The sequence below is a fragment of the Bacillus sp. FJAT-44742 genome, from assembly GCF_002797315.1.
Taxonomy (GTDB): Bacteria; Bacillota; Bacilli; order Bacillales; family Marinococcaceae; genus Thalassorhabdus; species Thalassorhabdus alkalitolerans.
This window is the reverse complement of record NZ_KZ454936.1, coordinates 3,499,041-3,522,037: the sequence shown is the minus strand read 5'-3', so window position 1 is coordinate 3,522,037 and position 22,997 is coordinate 3,499,041. Positions and strand designations below refer to the sequence as shown.

General features: G+C 43.7%; 39 protein-coding genes. All 39 read right to left on the bottom strand.

What is annotated here, in order from left to right; all coding sequences use genetic code 11:
* Positions 1 to 13: 13 nt before the first annotated feature.
* The 39 genes from CEF17_RS17410 to CEF17_RS17220 all read right to left on the bottom strand — a co-directional run bounded on the left by CEF17_RS17410 (position 14) and on the right by CEF17_RS17220 (position 22,963).
* On the bottom strand, positions 14 to 811 hold the full coding sequence (locus CEF17_RS17410) for an energy-coupling factor transporter transmembrane component T family protein (RefSeq protein WP_100400954.1): 798 nt from the start codon (positions 809 to 811) through the stop codon (positions 14 to 16).
* A 2-nt stretch (positions 812 to 813) separates the two neighbouring features.
* On the bottom strand, positions 814 to 1,677 hold the full coding sequence (locus CEF17_RS17405) for an energy-coupling factor transporter ATPase (RefSeq protein ID WP_100400605.1): 864 nt from the start codon (positions 1,675 to 1,677) through the stop codon (positions 814 to 816).
* A complete protein-coding gene (locus tag CEF17_RS17400; RefSeq protein WP_100400604.1) occupies positions 1,678 to 2,490 on the bottom strand; it encodes an energy-coupling factor transporter ATPase in 813 nt (270 codons plus the stop codon). It abuts the gene before it with no gap.
* Between the two features lie 253 nt (positions 2,491 to 2,743).
* Positions 2,744 to 3,106 carry a 50S ribosomal protein L17 gene (gene rplQ / locus CEF17_RS17395; RefSeq protein WP_054637108.1) on the bottom strand — a complete coding sequence of 121 codons (363 nt, stop codon included), beginning with the start codon at positions 3,104 to 3,106 and terminating at the stop codon, positions 2,744 to 2,746.
* A 41-nt stretch (positions 3,107 to 3,147) separates the two neighbouring features.
* Positions 3,148 to 4,092 carry a DNA-directed RNA polymerase subunit alpha gene (locus CEF17_RS17390; RefSeq protein ID WP_054637109.1) on the bottom strand — a complete coding sequence of 315 codons (945 nt, stop codon included), beginning with the start codon at positions 4,090 to 4,092 and terminating at the stop codon, positions 3,148 to 3,150.
* Positions 4,093 to 4,283: 191 nt separating this feature from the next.
* Positions 4,284 to 4,676, bottom strand: a complete 393-nt coding sequence (gene rpsK / locus CEF17_RS17385) for a 30S ribosomal protein S11 (RefSeq protein WP_100400603.1) — start codon at positions 4,674 to 4,676, stop codon at positions 4,284 to 4,286.
* Positions 4,677 to 4,701: 25 nt separating this feature from the next.
* Complete coding sequence (gene rpsM, locus CEF17_RS17380; protein WP_054637111.1) at positions 4,702 to 5,067, bottom strand: 30S ribosomal protein S13; 366 nt, start codon at positions 5,065 to 5,067, stop codon at positions 4,702 to 4,704.
* Between the two features lie 20 nt (positions 5,068 to 5,087).
* Positions 5,088 to 5,201 (bottom strand): 50S ribosomal protein L36, encoded by a 114-nt coding sequence (gene rpmJ, locus CEF17_RS17375; protein WP_054637112.1) that lies wholly within the window; start codon positions 5,199 to 5,201, stop codon positions 5,088 to 5,090.
* Between the two features lie 87 nt (positions 5,202 to 5,288).
* Positions 5,289 to 5,507 (bottom strand): translation initiation factor IF-1, encoded by a 219-nt coding sequence (gene infA, locus CEF17_RS17370; protein WP_054637113.1) that lies wholly within the window; start codon positions 5,505 to 5,507, stop codon positions 5,289 to 5,291.
* Between the two features lie 4 nt (positions 5,508 to 5,511).
* On the bottom strand, positions 5,512 to 5,820 hold the full coding sequence (locus CEF17_RS17365; RefSeq protein ID WP_100400602.1) for a KOW domain-containing RNA-binding protein: 309 nt from the start codon (positions 5,818 to 5,820) through the stop codon (positions 5,512 to 5,514).
* A 21-nt stretch (positions 5,821 to 5,841) separates the two neighbouring features.
* The gene (gene map / locus CEF17_RS17360; protein WP_100400601.1) at positions 5,842 to 6,588 is read right to left on the bottom strand and encodes a type I methionyl aminopeptidase; all 747 of its coding nucleotides are present in this window, start codon (positions 6,586 to 6,588) and stop codon (positions 5,842 to 5,844) included.
* The gene (locus tag CEF17_RS17355) at positions 6,585 to 7,238 is read right to left on the bottom strand and encodes an adenylate kinase (protein ID WP_100400600.1); all 654 of its coding nucleotides are present in this window, start codon (positions 7,236 to 7,238) and stop codon (positions 6,585 to 6,587) included. The genes map and CEF17_RS17355 overlap by 4 nt, the downstream gene beginning before the upstream one ends.
* Before the next feature lie 64 nt (positions 7,239 to 7,302).
* Positions 7,303 to 8,595: a preprotein translocase subunit SecY gene (gene secY, locus CEF17_RS17350; protein ID WP_100400599.1), complete on the bottom strand. Its 1,293-nt coding sequence runs from the start codon at positions 8,593 to 8,595 to the stop codon at positions 7,303 to 7,305.
* The gene (gene rplO, locus CEF17_RS17345) at positions 8,595 to 9,035 is read right to left on the bottom strand and encodes a 50S ribosomal protein L15 (protein WP_054637115.1); all 441 of its coding nucleotides are present in this window, start codon (positions 9,033 to 9,035) and stop codon (positions 8,595 to 8,597) included. The genes secY and rplO overlap by 1 nt, the downstream gene beginning before the upstream one ends.
* 30 nt (positions 9,036 to 9,065) lie before the next feature.
* The gene (gene rpmD / locus CEF17_RS17340) at positions 9,066 to 9,254 is read right to left on the bottom strand and encodes a 50S ribosomal protein L30 (RefSeq protein ID WP_054637116.1); all 189 of its coding nucleotides are present in this window, start codon (positions 9,252 to 9,254) and stop codon (positions 9,066 to 9,068) included.
* Between the two features lie 13 nt (positions 9,255 to 9,267).
* Positions 9,268 to 9,765, bottom strand: a complete 498-nt coding sequence (rpsE, locus tag CEF17_RS17335) for a 30S ribosomal protein S5 (protein WP_100400598.1) — start codon at positions 9,763 to 9,765, stop codon at positions 9,268 to 9,270.
* 20 nt (positions 9,766 to 9,785) lie between these two features.
* Positions 9,786 to 10,148 (bottom strand): 50S ribosomal protein L18, encoded by a 363-nt coding sequence (gene rplR / locus CEF17_RS17330; RefSeq protein WP_100400597.1) that lies wholly within the window; start codon positions 10,146 to 10,148, stop codon positions 9,786 to 9,788.
* Positions 10,149 to 10,183: 35 nt separating this feature from the next.
* The gene (gene rplF / locus CEF17_RS17325; protein WP_100400596.1) at positions 10,184 to 10,720 is read right to left on the bottom strand and encodes a 50S ribosomal protein L6; all 537 of its coding nucleotides are present in this window, start codon (positions 10,718 to 10,720) and stop codon (positions 10,184 to 10,186) included.
* A gap of 30 nt (positions 10,721 to 10,750) precedes the next feature.
* Complete coding sequence (gene rpsH, locus CEF17_RS17320; protein ID WP_100400595.1) at positions 10,751 to 11,149, bottom strand: 30S ribosomal protein S8; 399 nt, start codon at positions 11,147 to 11,149, stop codon at positions 10,751 to 10,753.
* A 30-nt stretch (positions 11,150 to 11,179) separates the two neighbouring features.
* Positions 11,180 to 11,365 carry a type Z 30S ribosomal protein S14 gene (locus tag CEF17_RS17315; RefSeq protein ID WP_019375521.1) on the bottom strand — a complete coding sequence of 62 codons (186 nt, stop codon included), beginning with the start codon at positions 11,363 to 11,365 and terminating at the stop codon, positions 11,180 to 11,182.
* Positions 11,366 to 11,393: 28 nt separating this feature from the next.
* Entirely contained in the window at positions 11,394 to 11,933 is a 540-nt protein-coding gene (gene rplE, locus CEF17_RS17310) for a 50S ribosomal protein L5 (protein ID WP_100400594.1), read from the bottom strand.
* A gap of 27 nt (positions 11,934 to 11,960) precedes the next feature.
* Complete coding sequence (rplX, locus tag CEF17_RS17305) at positions 11,961 to 12,287, bottom strand: 50S ribosomal protein L24 (RefSeq protein ID WP_054637122.1); 327 nt, start codon at positions 12,285 to 12,287, stop codon at positions 11,961 to 11,963.
* Between the two features lie 43 nt (positions 12,288 to 12,330).
* Positions 12,331 to 12,699, bottom strand: a complete 369-nt coding sequence (rplN, locus tag CEF17_RS17300) for a 50S ribosomal protein L14 (RefSeq protein WP_100400593.1) — start codon at positions 12,697 to 12,699, stop codon at positions 12,331 to 12,333.
* Positions 12,700 to 12,734: 35 nt separating this feature from the next.
* The gene (gene rpsQ / locus CEF17_RS17295) at positions 12,735 to 12,998 is read right to left on the bottom strand and encodes a 30S ribosomal protein S17 (protein WP_100400592.1); all 264 of its coding nucleotides are present in this window, start codon (positions 12,996 to 12,998) and stop codon (positions 12,735 to 12,737) included.
* Positions 12,999 to 13,024: 26 nt separating this feature from the next.
* Positions 13,025 to 13,228, bottom strand: a complete 204-nt coding sequence (rpmC, locus tag CEF17_RS17290) for a 50S ribosomal protein L29 (RefSeq protein ID WP_054637125.1) — start codon at positions 13,226 to 13,228, stop codon at positions 13,025 to 13,027.
* Complete coding sequence (gene rplP / locus CEF17_RS17285) at positions 13,218 to 13,652, bottom strand: 50S ribosomal protein L16 (RefSeq protein WP_054637126.1); 435 nt, start codon at positions 13,650 to 13,652, stop codon at positions 13,218 to 13,220. The genes rpmC and rplP overlap by 11 nt, the downstream gene beginning before the upstream one ends.
* Before the next feature lies 1 nt (position 13,653).
* Positions 13,654 to 14,313 carry a 30S ribosomal protein S3 gene (gene rpsC / locus CEF17_RS17280; protein WP_054637127.1) on the bottom strand — a complete coding sequence of 220 codons (660 nt, stop codon included), beginning with the start codon at positions 14,311 to 14,313 and terminating at the stop codon, positions 13,654 to 13,656.
* Positions 14,314 to 14,316: 3 nt separating this feature from the next.
* Complete coding sequence (rplV, locus tag CEF17_RS17275; protein WP_054637128.1) at positions 14,317 to 14,658, bottom strand: 50S ribosomal protein L22; 342 nt, start codon at positions 14,656 to 14,658, stop codon at positions 14,317 to 14,319.
* 21 nt (positions 14,659 to 14,679) lie between these two features.
* A complete protein-coding gene (gene rpsS, locus CEF17_RS17270) occupies positions 14,680 to 14,958 on the bottom strand; it encodes a 30S ribosomal protein S19 (protein ID WP_054637129.1) in 279 nt (92 codons plus the stop codon).
* A 57-nt stretch (positions 14,959 to 15,015) separates the two neighbouring features.
* Positions 15,016 to 15,846: a 50S ribosomal protein L2 gene (gene rplB, locus CEF17_RS17265; protein ID WP_100400591.1), complete on the bottom strand. Its 831-nt coding sequence runs from the start codon at positions 15,844 to 15,846 to the stop codon at positions 15,016 to 15,018.
* Between the two features lie 25 nt (positions 15,847 to 15,871).
* A complete protein-coding gene (rplW, locus tag CEF17_RS17260; protein ID WP_269758318.1) occupies positions 15,872 to 16,156 on the bottom strand; it encodes a 50S ribosomal protein L23 in 285 nt (94 codons plus the stop codon).
* Positions 16,156 to 16,779 carry a 50S ribosomal protein L4 gene (gene rplD / locus CEF17_RS17255; protein WP_100400590.1) on the bottom strand — a complete coding sequence of 208 codons (624 nt, stop codon included), beginning with the start codon at positions 16,777 to 16,779 and terminating at the stop codon, positions 16,156 to 16,158. Before rplD ends, rplW begins: the two co-directional genes overlap by 1 nt.
* Positions 16,780 to 16,806: 27 nt before the next feature.
* A complete protein-coding gene (gene rplC, locus CEF17_RS17250; RefSeq protein WP_100400589.1) occupies positions 16,807 to 17,439 on the bottom strand; it encodes a 50S ribosomal protein L3 in 633 nt (210 codons plus the stop codon).
* A gap of 54 nt (positions 17,440 to 17,493) precedes the next feature.
* The gene (gene rpsJ / locus CEF17_RS17245; protein WP_054637132.1) at positions 17,494 to 17,802 is read right to left on the bottom strand and encodes a 30S ribosomal protein S10; all 309 of its coding nucleotides are present in this window, start codon (positions 17,800 to 17,802) and stop codon (positions 17,494 to 17,496) included.
* A 431-nt stretch (positions 17,803 to 18,233) separates the two neighbouring features.
* On the bottom strand, positions 18,234 to 19,424 hold the full coding sequence (tuf, locus tag CEF17_RS17240) for an elongation factor Tu (RefSeq protein WP_100400588.1): 1,191 nt from the start codon (positions 19,422 to 19,424) through the stop codon (positions 18,234 to 18,236).
* A 121-nt stretch (positions 19,425 to 19,545) separates the two neighbouring features.
* Positions 19,546 to 21,624 (bottom strand): elongation factor G, encoded by a 2,079-nt coding sequence (fusA, locus tag CEF17_RS17235; RefSeq protein ID WP_100400587.1) that lies wholly within the window; start codon positions 21,622 to 21,624, stop codon positions 19,546 to 19,548.
* A gap of 65 nt (positions 21,625 to 21,689) precedes the next feature.
* Positions 21,690 to 22,160, bottom strand: coding sequence for a 30S ribosomal protein S7 (rpsG, locus tag CEF17_RS17230; protein WP_054637133.1), 471 nt, complete (start codon positions 22,158 to 22,160; stop codon positions 21,690 to 21,692).
* Positions 22,161 to 22,189: 29 nt separating this feature from the next.
* On the bottom strand, positions 22,190 to 22,603 hold the full coding sequence (gene rpsL / locus CEF17_RS17225) for a 30S ribosomal protein S12 (protein WP_054637134.1): 414 nt from the start codon (positions 22,601 to 22,603) through the stop codon (positions 22,190 to 22,192).
* Between the two features lie 108 nt (positions 22,604 to 22,711).
* Entirely contained in the window at positions 22,712 to 22,963 is a 252-nt protein-coding gene (locus CEF17_RS17220; RefSeq protein WP_054637135.1) for a 50S ribosomal protein L7ae-like protein, read from the bottom strand.
* Between the last annotated feature and the right edge of the window lie 34 nt (positions 22,964 to 22,997).

Below are 22,997 nucleotides of genomic sequence, written 5' to 3'. Positions count from 1 at the left end.
GTTCCTCCAACTATCAGCCTCTTATGGCAAAAATTAAGATACCAAAGGCAGCAACAATGATACAAGCTGCGGTGTCCCGCTTCCTCCAGACTAACTCTCTCAGCTTTGTTCTCCCCTCGCCTCCGTTGTAACCCCTAGCCTCCATCGCATACGCTAAATCTTCCGCCCTTTTAAAGGCTCTCATAAACAAAGGGACAAGAAGAGATACAAAAGCCTGCGAGCGGTCTTTGACTGTTCCCTTGGTAAAGTCTGCTCCCCTGGCCGCCTGAGCTTTTAGTATTTTCTCTGTCTCTTGTAAAAGAGTAGGGATAAATCGAATAGCAATGGACATCATTAAGGCAATATCATGGGCGGGCACACCAATCTTTTTCAAAGGAGAAAGCATGATTTCAAGAGCATCTGTTAAATCAATAGGACTTGTGGTTAAGGTGAGTAATGAAGTTATAAAAACGAGAAGGAATAAACGCATCGAAATGAAAAACCCCTGCTCCAATCCCCCTGAGTAAACGGTAAAAGCTCCAAAGGAATAAAGGAGCTCTCCTTCGTTTGTAAAAAAAGCGTGTAGTAAAAAGGTAAATAAGATAAGAATAGAGATAGGGAGCATGCCTTTCCAAATGTAACGAATTGGAATACCGGAGATCGAAAACACAAAAAGGGCCCCGGCAAACAAAGTACCATAGCTTACCCAGCTATTAGCCAGGAAAATAACAAAAACAAAGAGAAAAACGGCAATTAATTTAGCTCTGGCATCAAGGTGATGCATAAGAGAACGACCAGGGATGTATTGACCAATGATTACGTTTTGAAACATACTCATGTTCTTCCTTCCTTCCCTTTATCAATCTCTTTAGCAGCCTGTGCGGCCGAAAGCGATTTAGAAGAAAATGCCACGTCCCACTCTTTTTCCAGCATATTTAATAATCGAACCGGCTCTGGAAGGTCTAAGTCCAATCTAAGCAAGTCCTCTTCTCTTTGATAAACCTCCTGAGGGCTTCCGCTCATTACTATTCTTCCTTCATTCATCACGTAAATGTTATCCGCTAATCGAGCAGCTTCTTCCATCTGATGAGTGATCATAATAGTTGTAGTTCCCTTTTCTTCATGCCATTTCTTAAAGAGACTAATAATTTCCTCTTGTCCTTTAGGATCAAGACCAGCTGTCGGTTCGTCCAGGATTAAGATTTTAGGATCCATCGCCAGCACACTTGCGATAGCCACCCTTCTCATTTGTCCACCGCTTAGATCAAAGGGAGATTTAGAAAGAATGCGTTCTGGAAGCCCTACCTTTTCCAGGAGAGCTGGAAGTTCTTTTTTTACCGCCATTACATTTTTGCCCATGTTTTTAGGCCCAAATAATAAATCTGCCTCCACGGTATCTTCAAACAACTGGTGCTCGGGATACTGAAACACCATTCCTACCTGTCGTCTGACAGCTTTTATCTCTTTTCGTTTTGCTTTCGCATGAAGGATCTTCCCACCGACCAATACTCTTCCTTCCGAAGGTTTAATCAGACCGTTAACATGCTGAACAAGGGTTGATTTTCCTGAACCAGTACGTCCAATAACAGCAGAAAAGGATCCAGATGGAAAATGAGCCGAAACGTTATTAAGTGCCAACGCTTCAAAAGGCGTCTTTTTCATATAACGGTGTGTAACGTTCTCAAACTTGACCTCCATCTAAAACTCCTCCCTTAGCTGTAGAACTTTTGCTGCCTCCATCGTATGCCCTCTTTTATCCAGTTCAAAATAAAGCTCTAACCCAAAAGGAAGAGGAATACCTTTTTCTTTCACCCAGCTCAATTCTTCTATCATTTTCATTGGGGTGCTGTCTTTAATAATCGCTCCATCTTCTATGTAAAGGATTCTATCAGCAGCTAATGCGTCATGAAAGCTGTGAGTGATCATAATGACCGTGACCTCTTTTTCGTGATGAAGCTTTCTAATCGTCTCTATTACTTCCTTGCGGCCTTTAGGATCGAGCATGGAGGTCGCTTCATCAAAAATCATTACCTGAGGATTCAAAGCCAGAATTCCAGCTATCGCTACTCGCTGCTTCTGACCGCCGGACAAGCGATGTGGCTCATAATCAAGCAGGTCTGTAATCCCAGTTTTAGTTGAAACATTTTCAATCCTTATTTTCATTTCAGAGCGATTTATGCCGGCATTTTCCATGCCAAAGGCTAAATCATCCCTGACCGTAGGTGCAACAAACTGATGGTCGGGATTTTGAAAGACCATCCCTACTCTTTGCCGAATGGTGGGAATATCCTCTTCATTTGCCGTTTCTTTGTTATCTATAACTACTCGTCCTTTTTCAGGAAGGAGCAATCCATTAAAGAGTTTGGCAAGAGTAGACTTCCCTGAACCATTAGGACCGATGACAGCCACCCACTCACCTTTTTGGACAGACAGTGATAGATCTTGCAGTATCCAATTTTCTTCCTCGGAGTAGCGGAAATAAATCTCATGAAAAGTTGCTATGGCTGTCATGATGGCCACCTGCTTTCTTGTACTTTAGGAAGGTTTATTTGTTAACACTATTATTGTAATAGGTTAACAATGTAAACTCAATCATGCTTGTTCATAACAACGGATCGCAAAAATCCTGCGATCTTTAAAAATGGCCTTAAAGACAAGAGACAGACCCTCTGCCTACAAAAAAAGGGCATGGACAAAGCACCAACTTGGTCTCGTCCTGCCCTTACGGATCTATTAGATTACAAAAGGTATCAGTTACCTTGTATTACACGAATTCAATAATAGACATCTCTGCAGCGTCTCCGCGGCGAGGGCCTACTTTAAGAATACGAGTATAACCGCCTTGGCGGTCTTCATAGCGAGGAGCAATCTCGTCAAAAAGCTTTTGTACAGCATCTTTTCCAGACTCCTCATCAGCTGTTTCAAGACGGATGAAAGCAGCCGCTTGACGACGGGCGTGAAGATCTCCACGCTTGCCTAAGGTTACCATTTTTTCTACGATTGGACGCAATTCTTTTGCTTTAGCTTCTGTAGTCTCGATACGCTCATTGATGATTAAGTCAGTTGCCAAATCACGGAAAAGAGCTTTACGAGCAGAGCTGTCACGTCCTAGCTTTTGGTATGCCATGAATATTCCCCTCCTTTTTACTCAAACTACCTAAAAGGCGTCTATTCTTCATCACGAAGGCCGAGTCCGAGTTCACCCAGCTTTTCTTGTACTTCTTCTAATGATTTCCGGCCCAAGTTACGAACCTTCATCATATCTTCTTCAGACTTCTGGCTTAACTCCTGAACCGTGTTAATGCCTGCACGCTTCAAGCAGTTATAAGAACGCACAGAAAGATCAAGCTCTTCAATGGTCATTTCAAGGACTTTTTCCTTTTGGTCCTCTTCCTTTTCAACCATTATTTCAGCATTTTGAGCCTGATCTGTGAGACCTACAAAAATATTCAAGTGTTCCGTCATGATTTTGGCTCCAAGAGACACCGCTTCTTCCGGACGAATACTTCCATCTGTCCACACATCAAGTGTTAATTTATCAAAATTAGTCACTTGTCCAACACGTGTGTTTTCTACCTGGTAGTTAACACGAGATACTGGAGTGAAGATAGAATCAACTGGAATTACACCAATTGGCAGGTCGTCGCTATTATTTCCTTCAGCTAATACATAGCCGCGTCCGCGTTTAGCAGTCATGCGCATATGAAGATTAGCTCCAGAGTTTAGAGTAGCAATATGAAGATCTGGGTTCAACACGTCAACATCACTGTCAAACGTAATGTCTTTTGCAGTTACAACCCCTTCACCTTGTGCATCAATTTCAAGAACCTTCTCTTCGTCAGAGTAAATTTTAAGTGCAAGCTTTTTTAAGTTTAAAACAATCGTAGTTACGTCTTCAACGACACCTTCAATTGTGGAAAACTCATGCAGTACACCATCAATTTGGACTGTCGTAACAGCAGCTCCTGGAAGGGAGGATAATAGGATACGGCGCAAGGAATTTCCTAGAGTTGTACCATAGCCACGCTCTAATGGCTCAACAACAAACTTGCCGTACTTGGCATCCTCGCTTAGTTCAACCGTCTCGATATTAGGCTTTTCAATTTCGATCATATATTTATACCCTCCTTCAAAACGTCGAAACTCCGGCAGACCTGCTTAAGCCTAACCGGAATTTTCCCTTAGGCAGTTTTTGACCACATTTCCATCCTTACACGTCAACAATACGTAAGACGTTTCCGTCCAATAAGTGTTGCGCCTTACCCATTATTAACACTTATAGGAAATTCCATACTTCTGTGGTGTTATACTCTGCGACGTTTTGGCGGGCGGCAGCCATTATGAGGTACTGGAGTTACGTCGCGAATGACGCTGATCTCAATACCGGTTGCTTGCATGGAACGAATAGCCGCTTCACGACCAGCTCCAGGTCCTTTAACTGCTACTTCTACAGTTCTCATGCCATGCTCCATTGCAGCCTTAGCAGCTGTTTCAGCTGCCATTTGAGCAGCAAAAGGAGTAGACTTACGAGAGCCTTTGAAGCCTAGTCCACCTGCACTTGCCCAAGAAATTGCATTTCCTTGTGTGTCGGTGATTGTGATAATCGTGTTGTTAAAAGTTGAACGAATGTGAGCCACTCCAGTCTCTACATTCTTACGCTGACGGCGTTTACGAGTGTTTGTTTTGGCTTTTGCCATGTTAGACTGACCTCCTTTTCATCTATTATTTTTTCTTGTTAGCTACTGTACGACGAGGACCTTTACGAGTACGAGAGTTATTCTTCGTATTTTGACCGCGCACCGGCAATCCACGACGGTGACGGATACCACGGTAAGATCCGATTTCGATTAGACGCTTGATATTTAGAGACTTTTCCCGGCGAAGGTCACCTTCAACGGTGAAACCATCGATTGCACTACGGATCCGGCCAAGCTCTTCTTCAGTTAAATCACGAACGCGAGTATCTTCAGAAACACCAGCTTCTTTTAAAAGTTCAGAAGCAGCGCTTTTTCCAATTCCATATACGTAGGTGAGAGAAACAACTACTCGCTTGTCACGAGGAATGTCAACACCTGCTACACGTGCCATCTATTGAGCACCTCCTTATATTATCCTTGCTTTTGTTTATGCTTAGGGTTTGAGCAAATGACCATGACCTTTCCATTACGGCGAATAACTTTACATTTTTCGCAAATCGGTTTAACAGATGGTCTGACTTTCATGTCTATTTACCTCCTTAACTGCTCGGAGTACATTCGAGAGTATAACACGCTTCGGACTAATTATTGCCGACTGGAATAGACATACTATTACTTATAGCGATAAGTGATCCGTCCGCGGGTTAGATCATACGGGGAGATTTCAACTGTTACTTTGTCACCAGGAAGAATTCGGATAAAGTGCATGCGAATTTTTCCGGAAACATGAGCTAAAATCTTGTGGCCATTTTCGAGTTCTACTCGAAACATGGCATTTGGAAGCGGCTCTAGTACCGTCCCTTCCATTTCAATAACATCATCTTTGGCCATGAATTTACTCTCCTTCCTTCAGTAATTCGAGATGCTGCTGTGAGAACACACCAAGAGCAAATCTGAGTTTCGCATTGGTGACACGTCCGGTTTCCTCTATGCTTCGTATCACTTCATCAGAGATATGGGGAAGGGGCTCTATATGATTCACATTTTTCTTCTTAGCCTTATCAAACTTTCGCTTGTCTCCATCAGCCAGCAGAAGAAAACGTTCATCTAACACCCCTACGACGACAGCATACTGTCCAGTATCCCGTCCCCTTTTGATACGGACGACTTGTCCGACACGGGGTGGAGAATCAGAATCTTTCATTCCTGCATCACCTATATATTATCAAGCTTGAGTTAGGATCTCATAGCCTGTTGTAGTTATGGCAATGGTATGCTCAAAATGAGCACAGTTCTTCCCGTCAGTGGTTACCACCGTCCAATTGTCTGAAAGTGTATGAACATGACGTTCACCAGCATTCACCATTGGCTCGATTGCCAGTACCATTCCTGGTTTCAGGCGAGGTCCTTTTCCAGGAGGCCCGAAGTGAGGAATCTGAGGGTCCTCATGAAGCTCCTGGCCTACGCCGTGTCCCACATACTCTCTTACGATAGAAAAGCCTTCGGCTTCTACATACTTTTGTATGGCGTGAGAGATGTTTGACAAACGTTCTTTTGGTTTTGCTTCAGCAAGACCCTTGAAAAGGGAAGCTTCTGTAACATCCAAAAGACGCTGATCTTCTTTGGAGATATCCCCAACAGGATAGGTCCAGGCTGAATCCCCATGATAACCATTATACTTTGCACCAATATCAATTGAAATGATATCGCCTTCGTTTAAGGCGCGGTCACTCGGAATTCCATGTACCAGCTCTTTATTTACTGAAGCGCAAATGCTTCCGGTAAATCCACTGTAACCTTTAAATGATGGTATTGCCCCGTGCTGACGAATAAACTTATCCGCAATCTCATCCAAGTCTTTCGTTGTTATACCAGGCTGAATATGCTTTTGTAATTCCTGATGCGTGAGGGCTACAATACGCCCGGCTTCACGCATTATATCGATTTCTCGATCTGTTTTACAAATTATCATGCATGAAGTCCTTTCAGCAATTCATCAATGTCTCGGAGCACCTTATCAATATCCTGATCTCCATCAATATTTCGAAGATAACCTTTTTCCTCATAAAAATCAATGAGAGGTTGTTGTTGTTCTATATTTACATCCAAACGCTTCTTAACGGTTTCTGGCTTATCATCATCTCTTTGAATCAATTCACTGCCATCCACATCACAGATGCCTTCTTCTTTCGGAGGATTGAAAATGACATGATAGGTTCTTCCAGATGTTGGTGAAACTCTTCTCCCGGTTAAACGCTCCATTAAGCTATCTTTGTCTACTTCAATATTGAGCACATAATCTAAAGAAGTATTCAACGATGCCAAGATATCTTCCAAAGCTTCTGCTTGAGCTACTGTGCGCGGAAATCCATCAAGTAGAAACCCTTTTTCGCAATCACTCTTGCTTAGTCGCTCTCGAACAATGCCAATTGTTACCTCATCGGGAACTAATTCGCCGGCATCCATGTAAGACTTTGCTTTAATTCCAAGCTCTGTCTCTCCCTTAATAGCAGCGCGGAACATGTCCCCGGTAGAAATATGCGGAACACCGTATTTTTCTACAATCTTTTCAGCTTGTGTGCCTTTACCGGCACCTGGAAGTCCCATTAAAATAAGGTTCATTTATATCTCCTCCATCGCTCCGAGTTCAGCCAAGGGTCTGGGGAGTGCCCTTCCCCTCGATCTCTTATTTAATAAAGCCTTTATAGCTTCGTTTGATCAACTGGCTTTCTATCTGTTTCATTGTATCCAACGCTACACCCACGACAATTAACAATCCCGTGCCGCCTATTTGTATGGTTTGCGGAAGGCCTAACTGGGTAGTAAAGAAAACAGGAATGACTGAAACGGTGGCTAAGAATAATGCGCCGACCAACGTGAGTCGATACATAATTCTTTTGATATAAACCTCGGTGGTCTTCCCTGGACGAATGCCGGGAATGTAACCTCCTTGTTTTTTAAGGTTTTCAGCCATTTGCTCCGGATTCACTTGTACAAATGTATAGAAGTAGGTAAATCCAATGATCAATGCTGCGTAGAAGATTAAACCAAACGGCTGGGTATAATCAAAGTTTTGAATGACCCATCTTGCTACAACATTATCTTCCCCTACAAAGCTTGCAACGGTAGGAGGGAAAATAAACAAAGAAAGGGCAAAGATAATTGGGATAACACCTGCGGCATTTACTTTTAACGGCAGGTGAGTTGACTGTCCACCTACAGGACTGCGGCCTACCAGGCGTTTAGCATATTGTATCGGCACCTTACGGATCGCTTGCTGTATAAAAATAACCCCAACTACAATCAAAAGTACGGCTATCGCTAGAAACAGTAGCGTAACAATGCCGAAAAATAATTGATCTCCAGCATCTTCGATTTGGGTGGCATAAATTTGATTCACACCATTAGGTATCCCTGCTGCTATACCGCCAAAGATGATAATAGATATACCATTTCCAACACCTTTGAGTGTAATCTGTTCCCCTAACCACATTAAGAATGCAGTTCCTGTTGTCATCACCAAGGCAATGAAAATGTATTTCGGAATACTTGGGTCCGGAATCAAACCAGGAAAGAGGTTGTTAAAACCAATAGACATCCCTAAACCTTGAATAAAAGCGAGAACAACAGTGAAGTACCTTGTGAACTGAGCGAGTTTGCGCCGTCCTGCTTCACCCTGTTTGGCCCATTCAGTAAATTTAGGAACAACGTCCATCCGTAACAATTGTACAACAATGGATGCGGTGATATAGGGCATGACACCCATAGCAAAAACAGAATAGTTCCCTAGCGCTCCGCCGCCAAATGTATTTAAAAATCCAAAAGCGTTCGCTTGATCCTGAAAGTCTAATACATCGCGGTTAGAGCCCGGGACAGGTATAAAGCTTCCTATTCTGAACACTACGAGCATGAGAAGGGTGAAAATGACTTTCCGTCTTAAATCACCCACGCGAAAAATATTGGAGATCGTACGGAACATTAGATCACCTCTGTTTTGCCGCCAGCCTCTTCGATTGCTTTCACAGCAGACGCAGAGAACTTATTGGCTCTTACAGTCAGGTCTTTATCCAGGTTTCCGTTGCCTAGAATTTTGATTCCGTCTTTAACGTTGCTAACTACCCCTTCTTTTACAAGAAGTTCAGGAGTTACCTCTGTACCTGACTCAAAACGGTTAAGAGTTTCTACATTCACAACTGCGTATTCTACGCGAGTCGGGTTCGTAAATCCACGCTTTGGCAAACGCTTGTAGATAGGGTTTTGACCCCCTTCAAAGCCTGGTCTTACTCCGCCACCGGAACGGGCGTTTTGACCTTTATGACCACGGCCTGCTGTCTTACCATTACCAGAAGCCGGGCCACGTCCTACACGATTGCGAACTTTACGGGAACCTTCTGCAGGTTTCAACTCATGAAGTTTCATGCTGACACCTCCCTGTCTCGTTGAAGTTTATTATGCATCAATTTCTTTTACAGTTAATAGATGCGATACTTTATTGATCATTCCGCGGATTGCGGCATTGTCTTCTTGTACTACTGAATGATTCACCTTGCGCAGCCCAAGTGTATTTACAGTAACGCGCTGGTCCTGCGGACGGCCAATCAAACTACGGCTGAGGGTGATTTCAAGTTTTTTTGCCATCTCGTTTCCCTCCTTATCCTAACAGTTCTTCGACGCTTTTACCACGTAGTTTAGCTACTTCTTCAGCTGTCTTTAAGCTTTCAAGGCCTTGCAAAGTTGCGCGAACCATATTGATTGGGTTGTTAGAACCTAGAGACTTGGAAAGGATATCATTTACGCCACCTAACTCAAGTACGGCACGAACTGGTCCACCTGCGATAATCCCAGTACCTTCGCTTGCTGGCTTCATTAGTACGCGTCCTGCTCCAAAGTGTCCAACGATTTCATGTGGAATTGTTGTTCCAACAGTCGGTACTTCAATAAGATTCTTTTTACCGTTTTCTACAGCTTTGCGGATAGCTTCCGGTACTTCAAGAGCCTTGCCCATTCCAAAACCGACGTGGCCGTTACGGTCACCTACTACTACAAGAGCAGCAAAGCGGAAACGACGTCCACCTTTAACAACTTTCGCTACACGGTTGATAGCTACTACTCTTTCTTCAAGTTCAAGCTTATTTGGATCGATACCCATGGATTTTCCCTCCTTCTTTTTTAGAATTTCAACCCGTTTTCTCGTGCTGCATCAGCAAGTGTTTCCACACGGCCGTGATAAATGAATCCTCCGCGGTCAAATACAACAGATTCATGTCCTTTTTCACTAGCGCGCTTTGCGATAAGTTCACCAACTTGCTTAGCTGCCTCTTTATTTCCACCGTTCTCAAGCTTAAGCTCATTATCAAGAGATGATGCTGCAACAAGAGTTTCACCCTTCACATCATCAATAAGTTGAGCATAGATGTGCTTGGAAGAACGGAAAACATTTAAACGTGGGCGTTCAGCTGTCCCTTGTACTTTACGGCGGACACTCATGTGACGCTTTTTACGGGACGCATATTTATTAGTTTTCGTAATCATGCAACGCTCCTCCTTTCTCACTTTTTCGTTAGGAGTTACTTACCAGTTTTACCTTCTTTACGGCGAACTTGCTCGCCTGCGTAACGAATTCCTTTTCCTTTATAAGGTTCCGGAGTCCGTACAGAACGGATGTTAGATGCAACAGCACCAACACGCTCTTTGTCGATTCCTTTAACCACTACTTTGGTGTTCGCTGGAACATCGATTTCGATTCCTTCTTCAGGAACAATCTCAACTGGATGGGAGTATCCTACATTCAGAACTACCTTGTTTCCAGATTTGTTCGCACGATAACCTACACCGACAAGCTCCAATGCTTTTTCATAGCCTTGGGTTACGCCCTCAACCATGTTGTTGATCAAGCTGCGGCTAGTTCCATGAAGAGCACGGTGCTCTTTGTGGTCAGAAGGTCTTTCAACCGTTACTTCGTTATCTTCCACATTGACTTTCATGTCAGAATGAATTTCACGCTTTAGTTCCCCTTTCGGGCCTTTAACAGTTACTACGTTACCGTCAAGTGAAACTGTTACACCTTCAGGGATTACTACTGGTTTAATACCTACACGAGACATAATGTCACCTCCATTTCATCCACTCTTGTGTTACCAGATATATGCTAGAACTTCTCCGCCAACTTGTTGGCTGCGAGCATCTTTATCGGTCATTACTCCGTTAGAAGTAGAAATTACAGCGATTCCTAACCCACCAAGTACACGAGGTACTTCGTTAGCTTTCGCGTAGACGCGAAGTCCTGGCTTGCTGATTCGCTTAAGCCCGGAAATAACGCGCTCATTGCTTGGTCCGTACTTCAAGAAGATACGGATGATTCCTTGCTTGTTGTCTTCAACATATTCTACATCGCGTACGAAACCTTCACGCTTAAGGATTTCTGCGACTTCTTTTTTCAAGTTAGAAGCTGGCAGTTCAAGCTTCTCGTGACGAACAGTGTTTGCATTACGAATGCGTGTTAGCATATCGGCAATCGGATCTGTCATAACCATATCGGTTTACCTCCTTCCTTGTCTGGAGCCTTACCAGCTTGCTTTTTTGACGCCTGGAATTTGTCCTTTGTATGCGAGTTCGCGGAAACAAATCCGGCAAAGTTTAAATTTGCGTATAACAGAGTGAGGACGTCCACAACGTTCACAACGGGTGTACTCACGTACTTGGTACTTTTGTGGCCGCTTTTGTTTGGCGATCATTGATTTTTTAGCCAAGGCAGATTGTCCCTCCTTAAAGGTTCACTTATTTTTGGAACGGCAGTCCCATTTGAGTTAGCAACTCACGTGCTTCTTCGTCCGTTTCAGCAGTGGTAACAATCACGATATCCATGCCGCGAACTTTGTCTACTTTATCGTATTCGATCTCTGGGAAGATCAACTGCTCTTTTACACCTAGCGTGTAGTTCCCGCGACCGTCAAATGCTTTGTTTGAGATCCCGCGGAAGTCACGTACACGAGGAAGAGATACGTTGATTAGCTTTTCAAGAAAATCATACATACGTTGGCCGCGAAGTGTAACCTTGGCGCCTATAGGCATGCCTTCACGAAGCTTAAAGCCTGCGATAGATTTCTTGGCCTTTGTGATTAAAGGTTTTTGACCTGTGATATCAGCTAGTTCTTCAACTGCTTTATCAAGAGCCTTAGGGTTTTGCACCGCTTCACCCACACCCATGTTTATCACAATTTTGTCTACTTTAGGTACTCCCATAACAGAGGAGTAATTGAACTTTTCATGCAAGTTTGAAACAATCTCATTTTGATATTTACTCTTTAGAGCGTTCATATGGTTGACCTCCTTTCATCAACTGACTTACTTATCGAGGGGTTCACCAGATTTCTTAGCAACCCGGATTTTTTTTCCGTCTTCAACTTTATAACCTACACGAGTAGGTTCACCGCTTTGCGGATCAATAGGCATCACGTTGGATACATGAATTGGCGCCTCTTGGTTCATGATTCCACCTTGCGGATTTTCTTGAGAAGGCTTAGCATGTTTTTTTACCATGTTAACCCCTTCTACTAACACTCTGTAATCGCTTGGGTAAGCTTCAAGAATCACGCCTTCGGTGCCCTTGTCTTTCCCAGTGATTACTTTAACTTTATCGCCTTTTTTGACGTGGAGTTTAGGTTGAGCCATCATCGCACCTCCTTAACCATGCATTTTCATCTATACCGGTCTCTTAAAGCACTTCTGGTGCCAAAGAAACGATTTTCATGTACTGCTCATCACGGAGTTCTCTTGCTACCGGTCCGAAAATACGAGTCCCGCGAGGGCTTTTATCTGGGCGAACAATTACAGCTGCGTTTTCGTCGAACTTAATGTAAGAACCATCTTTACGACGCGCACCGCTCTTAGAGCGAACAATTACAGCAGTGACAACTTCACCTTTTTTGACAACGCCTCCTGGTGTTGCTTGTTTTACCGAGCAAACAATCATATCACCGATGTTAGCGGATTTACGACCAGAGCCGCCTAGAACTTTAATGCATTGTACTTGTCTTGCACCAGAGTTATCTGCAACTTTTAAACGACTTTCTTGTTGAATCATTGACTACGTAACCTCCCTTCATACAGAGAAAAGTATTAAATGATCACGGCTTCTTCTACAATTTCCACTAATCGGAAACGTTTATCCTTAGATAGCGGGCGAGTTTCCATGATCTTAACGATATCGCCTTTTTTGGCTTTGTTTTCTTCATCATGTGCTTTGAATTTCTTAGAGTACTTTACACGCTTTCCGTATAGGGAATCAGTCTTGTACGTTTCAACCAGAACCGTAATAGTCTTATCCATCTTATCAGAAACAACGCGTCCATTGTACACTTTACGCTGATTACGTTCAGCCATTTAGCCAAACCTCCTCTCAGGGTTTATTAACCTTTATTAATACCGAGTTCTCTTTCGCGTAAAACTGTCTTGGCACGGGCAATATCTTTCCGTACTGTGCGAATCCGTACTGGATTGTCCAATTGACCAGTTGCCAGCTGAAAGCGAAGGTTAAATAACTCTTCCTTCAGTGACTTAGTCTTTTGCTCAATTTCAGCAGTGGTTAACTCTCTAATTTCATTAGCTTTCATTTGCCTCACCACCTACTTCTTCGCGTTTAACAAACTTCGTCTTAATTGGAAGCTTGTGAGACGCAAGTCTAAGTGCTTCGCGGGCTACTTCTTCAGGAACCCCCGCAATTTCAAACATGATCTTACCAGGTTTTACAACAGCTACCCATCCTTCAGGAGCACCTTTACCGGAACCCATTCGAACTTCAAGAGGTTTTGCTGTGTATGGTTTGTCTGGAAAAATTTTAATCCAAACCTTACCGCCACGCTTCATGTAACGAGTCATTGCGATACGAGCTGACTCAATTTGACGGTTTGTAATCCAAGATGCTTCTACTGCTTGAAGGCCATATTCACCAAAAGTAACTTCAGTTCCGCCTTTTGCACGGCCTCTCATTTTTCCACGATGTTCACGACGGAATTTAACACGTTTAGGCATCAACATATTATTTTCCTCCTTCCTTTTTGTTCGTTCCTTTCGTTGGAAGGACTTCTCCACGATAGATCCAGATCTTCACTCCGATTTTACCGTACGTAGTGTCTGCCTCAGCAGTCCCATAATCGATGTCCGCGCGAAGTGTATGGAGAGGAACTGTCCCTTCGTTATAGCTTTCAGAGCGAGCGATGTCAGCTCCGCCAAGACGGCCGGATACTTCTGTTTTGATACCTTGTGCTCCAGCACGCATTGTGCGCTGCATAGCTTGCTTCATTGCACGACGGAAAGAAATACGGTTTTCTAATTGACGAGCAATGTTTTCTGCAACCAGGCGAGCATCCATATCAGCTTGCTTTACTTCTGCAATGTTGATGTGTACTCTTTTGCCAGTTAATTGGTTAAGGGCTTTACGAAGTGCCTCGACTTCCGAACCGCCTTTACCGATAACCATACCAGGTTTCGCAGTGTGAATAGTAATATTAACACGCTTTGCTGCACGCTCAATCTCAATTGTAGATACTGATGCGTCCGTCAAGCGGTTTTCGATGAACTCACGAATCTTAACGTCCTCGTGAAGTAAGTCTGCATAGTCCTTGTCAGCGTACCATTTGGAATCCCAGTCGCGAATTACGCCAATGCGCAACCCTACCGGATTAACTTTTTGACCCACTCATTAACCCTCCTTCTTTTCTGATACAACGATTGTAATATGGCTTGTGCGCTTGTTAATTCTTGTGGCGCGCCCCATCGCACGTGGACGGAATCTTTTAAGCGTTACACCTTCATCAACAAAAGCCTCGCTGATATATAGATTCTCAGGTTCCATTTCATAGTTATGCTCTGCGTTTGCAACAGCAGAGTTTAGTACTTTCTCAATGATCGGGGAAGCTGCTTTTGGAGTGTGATTAAGAATAGCTAGCGCTTCACCGATGTTCTTGCCCCGAACAAGGTCTGCTACCAAACGTGCTTTACGAGGGGCAATTCGGACTTGTTTAGCAACTGCTTTAGCTTGCATGAATGTTTACCTCCCCTCTAATTAACGTCTCGTTTTCTTATCGTCTTTTCCATGGCCTCTGTACGTTCTTGAAGGTGCAAACTCTCCAAGCTTATGGCCAACCATGTCCTCTGATACGTATACAGGCACGTGCTTACGACCATCGTAAACCGCGATTGTATGCCCAACAAAGTCAGGGAAAATTGTGGAGCGGCGAGACCAGGTTTTAATTACTTTCTTATCATTCTTCTCATTTAATTCTTCCACTTTTGTCATCAAGTGGTCATCGACAAAAGGTCCTTTTTTTAAACTACGACCCATGATGAGACCTCCCTTCGTGATTGGCCCACGGTTCCGTAGAACCGCAGCGCAACCTCGTTATTTTTTACGACGACGGACAATATACTTGTCAGTGTCTTTGTTTTTCTTACGTGTCTTGTAACCAAGAGTTGGTTGACCCCATGGTGTAACTGGTGACTTACGTCCGATAGGCGCTCGGCCTTCCCCACCACCGTGTGGGTGATCACTAGGGTTCATTGCAGAACCACGAACGACAGGACGTTTACCTAACCAGCGAGACCGGCCGGCTTTACCAACGTTAATAAGTTCATGTTCAAGATTACCAACTTGACCGACTGTAGCACGACATGAAGAAAGAATCAAGCGTGTTTCACCAGATCTTAGTCGCACAAGAACATATTTACCTTCTTTACCAAGCACTTGAGCTTCTGCTCCTGCAGAACGAACAAGCTGTGCTCCACGTCCAGGCTTTAACTCAACGTTATGGATTACCGTACCCACTGGAATGTTAACTAGTGGTAGTGCATTCCCTACTTTGATGTCTGCCTCTGGACCTGATACGATTTCTTGTCCTACCTTAAGACCTTTTGGTGCAAGGATATAACGTTTTTCACCGTCCAGGTAGTTAATGAGCGCGATGTTAGCAGAACGGTTTGGATCGTACTCGATAGTCGCTACACGACCAGGAACTCCATCCTTCTCACGCTTAAAGTCGATAACACGATATTGACGCTTGTGCCCGCCGCCTTGGTGACGAACAGAAATACGGCCTTGATTATTCCGACCGCCTTTCTTGTGAAGGGGCTCAAGCAAAGATTTTTCTGGCTGATCAGTTGTGATCTCTGCAAAGTCGCTTCCGGACATTCCGCGGCGACCATTTGTAGTCGGCTTATACTTTTTGATAGGCATCTTGTTTTCCCTCCTTCACTCTTTATTAGCTTTCAAATAGTTCTAATTCTTGACTGTCTGGCGTTAGTGTGACAATCGCTTTTTTACGGCTGGGTTTAAAACCAGTATATCGGCCGAAACGACGGAATTTACCTTTGTAGTTCAAAGTGTTAACTTTCGCTACTTTAATATCAAAGATCTCTTCCAACGCCTGCTTGATTTGCGTTTTGTTAGCCTTCACGTCTACTTCAAATGTATATTTCTTCTCTTCCATTTGATCTGCAGAGCGTTCAGTAATTACGGGGCGCTTAATTACATCGCGTGCGTTCATTATCCAAGCACCTCCTCTACCTTCTCCACTGCCTCTTTTGTGATGACTACTTTGTTGTGCTTAAGCAAGTCAAGTACGCTCACATTATCGGCAGTTACAAAGGTAACTCCAGGGATATTTTTTGCTGACAAAGCAACGGCTTCATTATAGTCAGCTGTTACTACAAGTGCTTTGTCACTTGCAGAAAGACTAGAAAGGATATTAACCATTTCTTTTGTCTTTGGTGAATCTAATTTCAAGTCCTCTACTACTACAAACTCTTCACTCTGTACTTTAGTGGAAAGAGCGGATTTAATAGCAAGACGACGTACTTTCTTTGGCAGGCTGTAGCTGTAGCTACGCGGTGTTGGTCCGAAGACTACTCCGCCTCCTACCCATTGTGGGGAACGAATAGATCCTTGACGGGCACGTCCAGTTCCTTTTTGACGCCAAGGTTTGCGTCCTCCGCCTCTAACTTCAGAACGATTTTTAACTTTGTGTGTTCCCTGACGCAATGATGCCTGCTGCATAAGCACAGCATCCGCTAGAACAGCTTCATTTGGTTCGATGCCAAATACGGCATCCGCCAAATCTACATCTCCGACTTGAGAGCCGGATTGGTTAAACAATGCTACTTTAGGCATGATGGAGCCTCCTTTCATTCAGACATTTTATTTCGTTGCTTTTACAGCACTTTGAATAGATACATAGCTTTTTTTCGGTCCAGGTACATTACCTTTGATTAGCAGCAAATTACGGTCTGTATCGACTTTCACTACTTCAAGGTTTTGTACTGTTACTGTGTTTGTACCCATGCGTCCCGGAAGCTTCTTCCCTTTAAGAACGTGGTTTGGATCTGTTGGACCCATTGAACCTGGGCGACGGTGGTAACGAGAACCGTGAGACATTGGTCCGCGAGACTGGTTATGGCGCTTAATAGCACCCTGGAAACCTTTCCCTTTAGACGTTCCAGTTACATCAACTGTGTCTCCTGCATTAAATGTATCAACTTTGACTTCCTGACCAACTTCATATTCCGTAAGTGTCACGTCACGGAATTCACGTACGTAGCGCTTGGGAGTAGTACTTGCTTTCTCAGCGTGTCCCTTAGCTGGTTTGTTAGAACGTGATTCTTTTTTATCGGAGAAACCAAGTTGAATGGCTTCATACCCGTCAGACTCAACAGTCTTGGTTTGTAGAACCACATTTGGTTCAGCTTGGATAACTGTTACTGGTACTACCTCTCCGTTGTCGTTAAACAACTGTGTCATTCCAATTTTTCTTCCCAAGATTCCTTTGGCCATTAGTCACACCTCCTGTTATTTTATAAGATTATTTATTGTTAATATAAAAGACTATTAAAGTTTAATTTCAATATCGACACCAGATGGTAAATCCAAACGCATCAAAGCATCAACTGTTTGCGGCGTTGGGCTTACGATGTCAATTAAACGCTTATGTGTGCGCATTTCAAATTGCTCACGGGAATCCTTAAACTTGTGAGTCGCACGCAAGATTGTGTAAACAGACTTTTCTGTAGGTAGTGGAATAGGACCAGATACTCCCGCTCCAGAACGCTTCGCTGTGTCAACAATCTTCTCTGCAGACTGATCAAGAATGCGATGGTCATAAGCTTTTAAACGAATACGAATTTTTTCTTTTGCCATTTGTAGACCTCCTTTTTTCGTCCGATTTATACAGACATCCTCCGCGAAAATTATCCCACCACGCCCTCCCATGGCAAAGGGTCCGGGTGTGTCGGCAACCTTCCGCATCATCGTTATCCAGGACCAAGAACGTATAGATTCACTGATTTATCAGCTCAAAAATATATCCATTGGTCACACTTTTTCTATTATAAAGACTCAGTACACTAATTGCAAGTTTTTATTCAAAAAATTTTGCTTTCCTTTATTTCTCAAGCAACCCTTCTTGCTGTTTACTGCAAGAACTCTTTCTTGAACGCCAGCAGGTAATCAGCCAGGCGTTTTATTTCTTCCTTATAATAGAAGAGATAGGGTAAAGACGTATCACACAGTGCTACACCACTAAAAAGAGCCCTGACTCTGTCAGGACTCTTTTTATATCACTTTACTTATTACTCAGTGATTTCAGCAACAACGCCAGCGCCTACAGTACGTCCGCCTTCACGGATAGAGAACTTCGTACCGTCTTCGATCGCGATTGGAGCAATTAGTTCAACTGTCATTTCGATGTTGTCACCAGGCATAACCATTTCTACGCCTTCAGGTAGGTGGATAACACCAGTTACGTCAGTTGTACGGAAGTAGAACTGAGGACGATAGTTAGAGAAGAAAGGAGTGTGACGTCCACCCTCTTCTTTTGAAAGAACATATACCTCAGCTTTAAACTTCGTGTGTGGAGTGATAGAACCAGGCTTAGCCAAAACTTGGCCACGCTTGATGTCTTCACGGCTTACACCACGAAGAAGGGCACCAATGTTGTCGCCAGCTTCTGCATAGTCAAGAAGCTTACGGAACATTTCTACTCCAGTAACAGTTGTTTTTCTAGCTTCTTCATCGATACCGATGATTTCAATTTCATCACCAACATTAAGAACTCCACGCTCTACACGGCCAGTCGCAACTGTACCACGGCCAGTGATTGAGAATACGTCCTCAACAGGCATCATGAACGCCTTGTCTTTGTCACGCTCTGGAGTTGGGATGTAGTCATCTACAGCTTGCATAAGCTCGACGATTTTTTCCTCGTACGCTTCGTCTCCTTCAAGTGCTTTCAAAGCAGATCCGGATACAACAGGTACGTCGTCTCCAGGGAAGTCGTACTCAGAAAGAAGGTCACGTACTTCCATTTCAACTAGCTCAAGAAGCTCTTCGTCGTCTACCATGTCTACTTTGTTCAAGAAAACAACGATAGAAGGTACCCCAACCTGACGGGAAAGAAGAATGTGCTCACGAGTTTGTGGCATTGGACCGTCAGCTGCGGATACTACAAGAATAGCTCCGTCCATTTGTGCAGCACCAGTGATCATGTTTTTAACATAGTCAGCGTGGCCTGGGCAGTCAACGTGTGCATAGTGACGAGCATCTGTTTCATACTCTACGTGTGCAGTAGAGATTGTGATTCCACGCTCGCGCTCTTCTGGAGCACCGTCGATAGAATCGTAAGCCATAGCCGTTCCAGAACCGGAACGCTTATGAAGTACAGTTGTAATAGCAGCCGTTAACGTAGTTTTACCATGGTCAACGTGGCCGATAGTACCGATATTGGCATGTGTTTTCGAGCGATCAAACTTTTCTTTTGCCATTATGATAATCCTCCCTTAAATCAAGTAAATTATGTGAAGCAAGAAAGGTGGAACATTCTGCTATGAATCACCTTTCTTAGCTTACAATAAATTTTTTTTAGAAACAATTGTTTCGATTAAATTATTGTCCACTACTTTTCTTAATGATTTCTTCAGAAACACTCTTAGGCACTTCTTCATAGTGGTCAAAGTACATGCTGTACGTTCCACGTCCTTGTGTGTTAGAACGAAGATTTGTAGCATAGCCAAACATTTCAGCTAGTGGTACAAATGCACGGATTACCTGAGCATTCCCACGAGCTTCCATACCTTCAACACGGCCACGACGGGAAGTTACGTCACCCATAACGTCACCCATGTATTCCTCTGGAACCACAATTTCAACTTTCATAAGCGGCTCAAGAAGCACAGGGTTACACTTGGTTTTTGCCTGCTTAAGTGCCATAGAAGCAGCTACTTTAAATGCCATTTCGTTGGAGTCAACGTCATGGTAAGAACCATCAAAGAGCTTGGCTTTTACATCAATAAGCGGGTATCCTGCCAACAGACCATTTTGCATTGACTCAGCAATGCCCTGCTCTACAGAAGGAATATATTCACGAGGAACTACCCCACCTACGATTTTGTTTTCAAATTCAAAGCCAGCGCCTTCTTCGTTTGGCTCAAATTCAACCCAAACGTGACCATACTGACCGCGCCCACCGGACTGGCGGACAAACTTCCCTTCACATTTTGCGCCTTGACGAATCGTTTCACGGTAAGAAACCTGAGGAGCTCCTACAGTAGCCTCTACTTTGAACTCACGTCTTAGACGGTCAACAATGATATCAAGGTGAAGTTCTCCCATTCCAGAGATAATTGTTTGACCAGTTTCTTCATCGGTCTTTGTCTGGAAAGTTGGATCCTCATCAGCAAGTCTTGCAAGGGCAATACCCATTTTATCCTGGTCTGCTTTTGACTTAGGTTCCACAGACAAGGAGATAACCGGTTCTGGGAATTCCATAGATTCAAGGATTACGCGATCCTTTTCATCACATAGAGTGTCTCCAGTTGATGTATCTTTCAAACCTACTCCTGCTGCAATATCACCAGCATACACACTGGAGATTTCTTCACGAGAGTTTGCATGCATTTGAAGAATACGACCAACACGCTCACGCTTGTCCTTAGTCGAGTTACGAACATAAGAACCAGAATCAAGCCTTCCTGAATATACGCGGAAGAATGTAAGCTTACCAACGTAAGGGTCAGCCATTACCTTAAAGGCAAGTGCTGAGAATGGTCCGTTATCATCAGGTTTACGCTCTACTTCTTCCTCGGTGTCTGGAAGATGACCTTTGATAGGAGGTACATCAAGTGGAGATGGAAGATAGTCAATGACAGCGTCAATCATTAATTGAACACCTTTGTTTTTGAAAGCAGAACCGCAAAGAACAGGGTAGAATTCTACGCTTAGTGTGGCTTTACGAACAGCTGCTTTTAATTCGTCATTGCTGATTTCTTCACCTTCAAGATATTTCATCATAAGATCTTCATCGAGTTCAGATACTGCCTCAATTAGCTTCTCACGATATTCCTCAGCTTGAGCCTTGTATTCTTCTGGGATTTCACGGGCCTCTGTACGAGTTCCGAGATCGTCCAAGTAGAAGAATGCTTCCATTGTAACAAGATCAATGATACCTTCAAACTCGTCTTCAGCACCGATCGGAAGCTGAACTGCTTGCGCGTTAGCACCTAGACGGTCTTTAAGAGTACCCAAGGAGTAGATGAAATCTGCCCCGATTTTATCCATCTTATTAACAAAAACAATACGAGGTACATGATATGTGGTCGCCTGGCGCCACACTGTTTCTGTTTGTGGTTCCACACCAGATTGTGCGTCAAGAACCGCAACTGCCCCGTCAAGTACACGAAGAGAACGCTCTACTTCTACAGTAAAGTCTACGTGCCCTGGTGTATCGATAATGTTTACACGGTGGTCTTTCCACTGAGCGGTGGTAGCAGCAGAGGTGATAGTAATACCACGCTCTTGCTCTTGCTCCATCCAGTCCATTTGTGATGCACCTTCATGAGTTTCACCAATTTTATGGATACGACCAGTGTAATAAAGGATACGTTCTGTGGCAGTCGTTTTACCGGCATCGATGTGAGCCATGATACCGATATTACGAGTTTTTTCTAAGGAGAATGCTCTTGCCATAGACTCCTTCTCCTTTCTCAAATCCTAAGTTGGTTGAATTATTTTTATAATATCTACCTGACAGATTACCAGCGATAATGAGCAAATGCTTTGTTTGCTTCAGCCATGCGGTGAGTGTCCTCACGCTTCTTAACAGCTGAACCAGTATTGTTTGCTGCATCCATAATTTCATTAGCCAAACGTTCTTCCATCGTTTTCTCTCCGCGAAGACGAGCGTAGCTCACCAACCAGCGAAGTCCCAATGTCGTACGACGATCAGGCTTAACTTCAATCGGTACCTGGTAGTTTGCACCACCTACACGGCGAGCTTTAACTTCCAGCACAGGCATGATGTTTTTCAATGCTTGATCGAATACTTCCATTGGCTCTTGATTTGTACGTTCACGTACGATATCAAAAGACTTATAAAGAATGTTTTGAGCTTTACCTTTTTTACCGTCAACCATAATGCGGTTGATTAGACGAGTGACCAATTTAGAGTTGTAAAGCGGATCAGGCAGCACGTCACGGCGAGGTACAGGTCCTTTACGAGGCATGGATCACCCCTCCTTTCTTGTATTTATTTTTATTTCTTCGGCTTCTTCGTGCCGTATTTAGATCTGCTTTGCTTACGATCTTGTACACCAGCAGTATCTAGTGCACCACGAACGATGTGATAACGTACCCCTGGAAGGTCCTTTACACGTCCTCCACGGATCAATACCACACTATGTTCTTGTAAATTATGGCCAATTCCCGGGATGTAAGCAGTAACCTCGATCCCGTTTGTCAAACGAACACGTGCATATTTACGCAATGCAGAGTTCGGTTTCTTTGGCGTCATCGTTCCAACACGAGTACATACTCCACGCTTCTGAGGAGCAGACTGGTCTGTTTGAACTTTTTTGAAGCTGTTAAACCCTTTGTTCAAAGCTGGGCTGTCAGACTTCTTTGTCTTGTTTTGACGTCCTTTGCGGACAAGTTGGTTAATAGTAGGCATCCAATTTCCTCCTTCCTTAAGCTATTTTCAAGACCACCGATCCAGGTGGTTCAATTGAAGACAAAAGTAAAGTTTTTGCTAGCAGAGAGTACCCTGCCAGCAAAAACATTATCCCTTTTTCAAGGCAACCGTTGCAGCTCCTACATCAATTCCACAAGCTTTACCAAGCAGCTGCATAGAATCGACAGTGTGAATGGGGATATTTCTATCTTTAGCAGCTAAGATGATTTTGTTGACGACACGCTTTTCTGCATCCTCGGCAACAATTACTTCATCTGCTGTACCCGCTTCTAAAGCTTTCAACGTCTGCTTCGTTCCTATCACTACTTCAGCGGCCTGTGTTACTTTTTCATAAGACATTAGTCATCCTCCAAAGCACAGGGTGTTAGGCGCA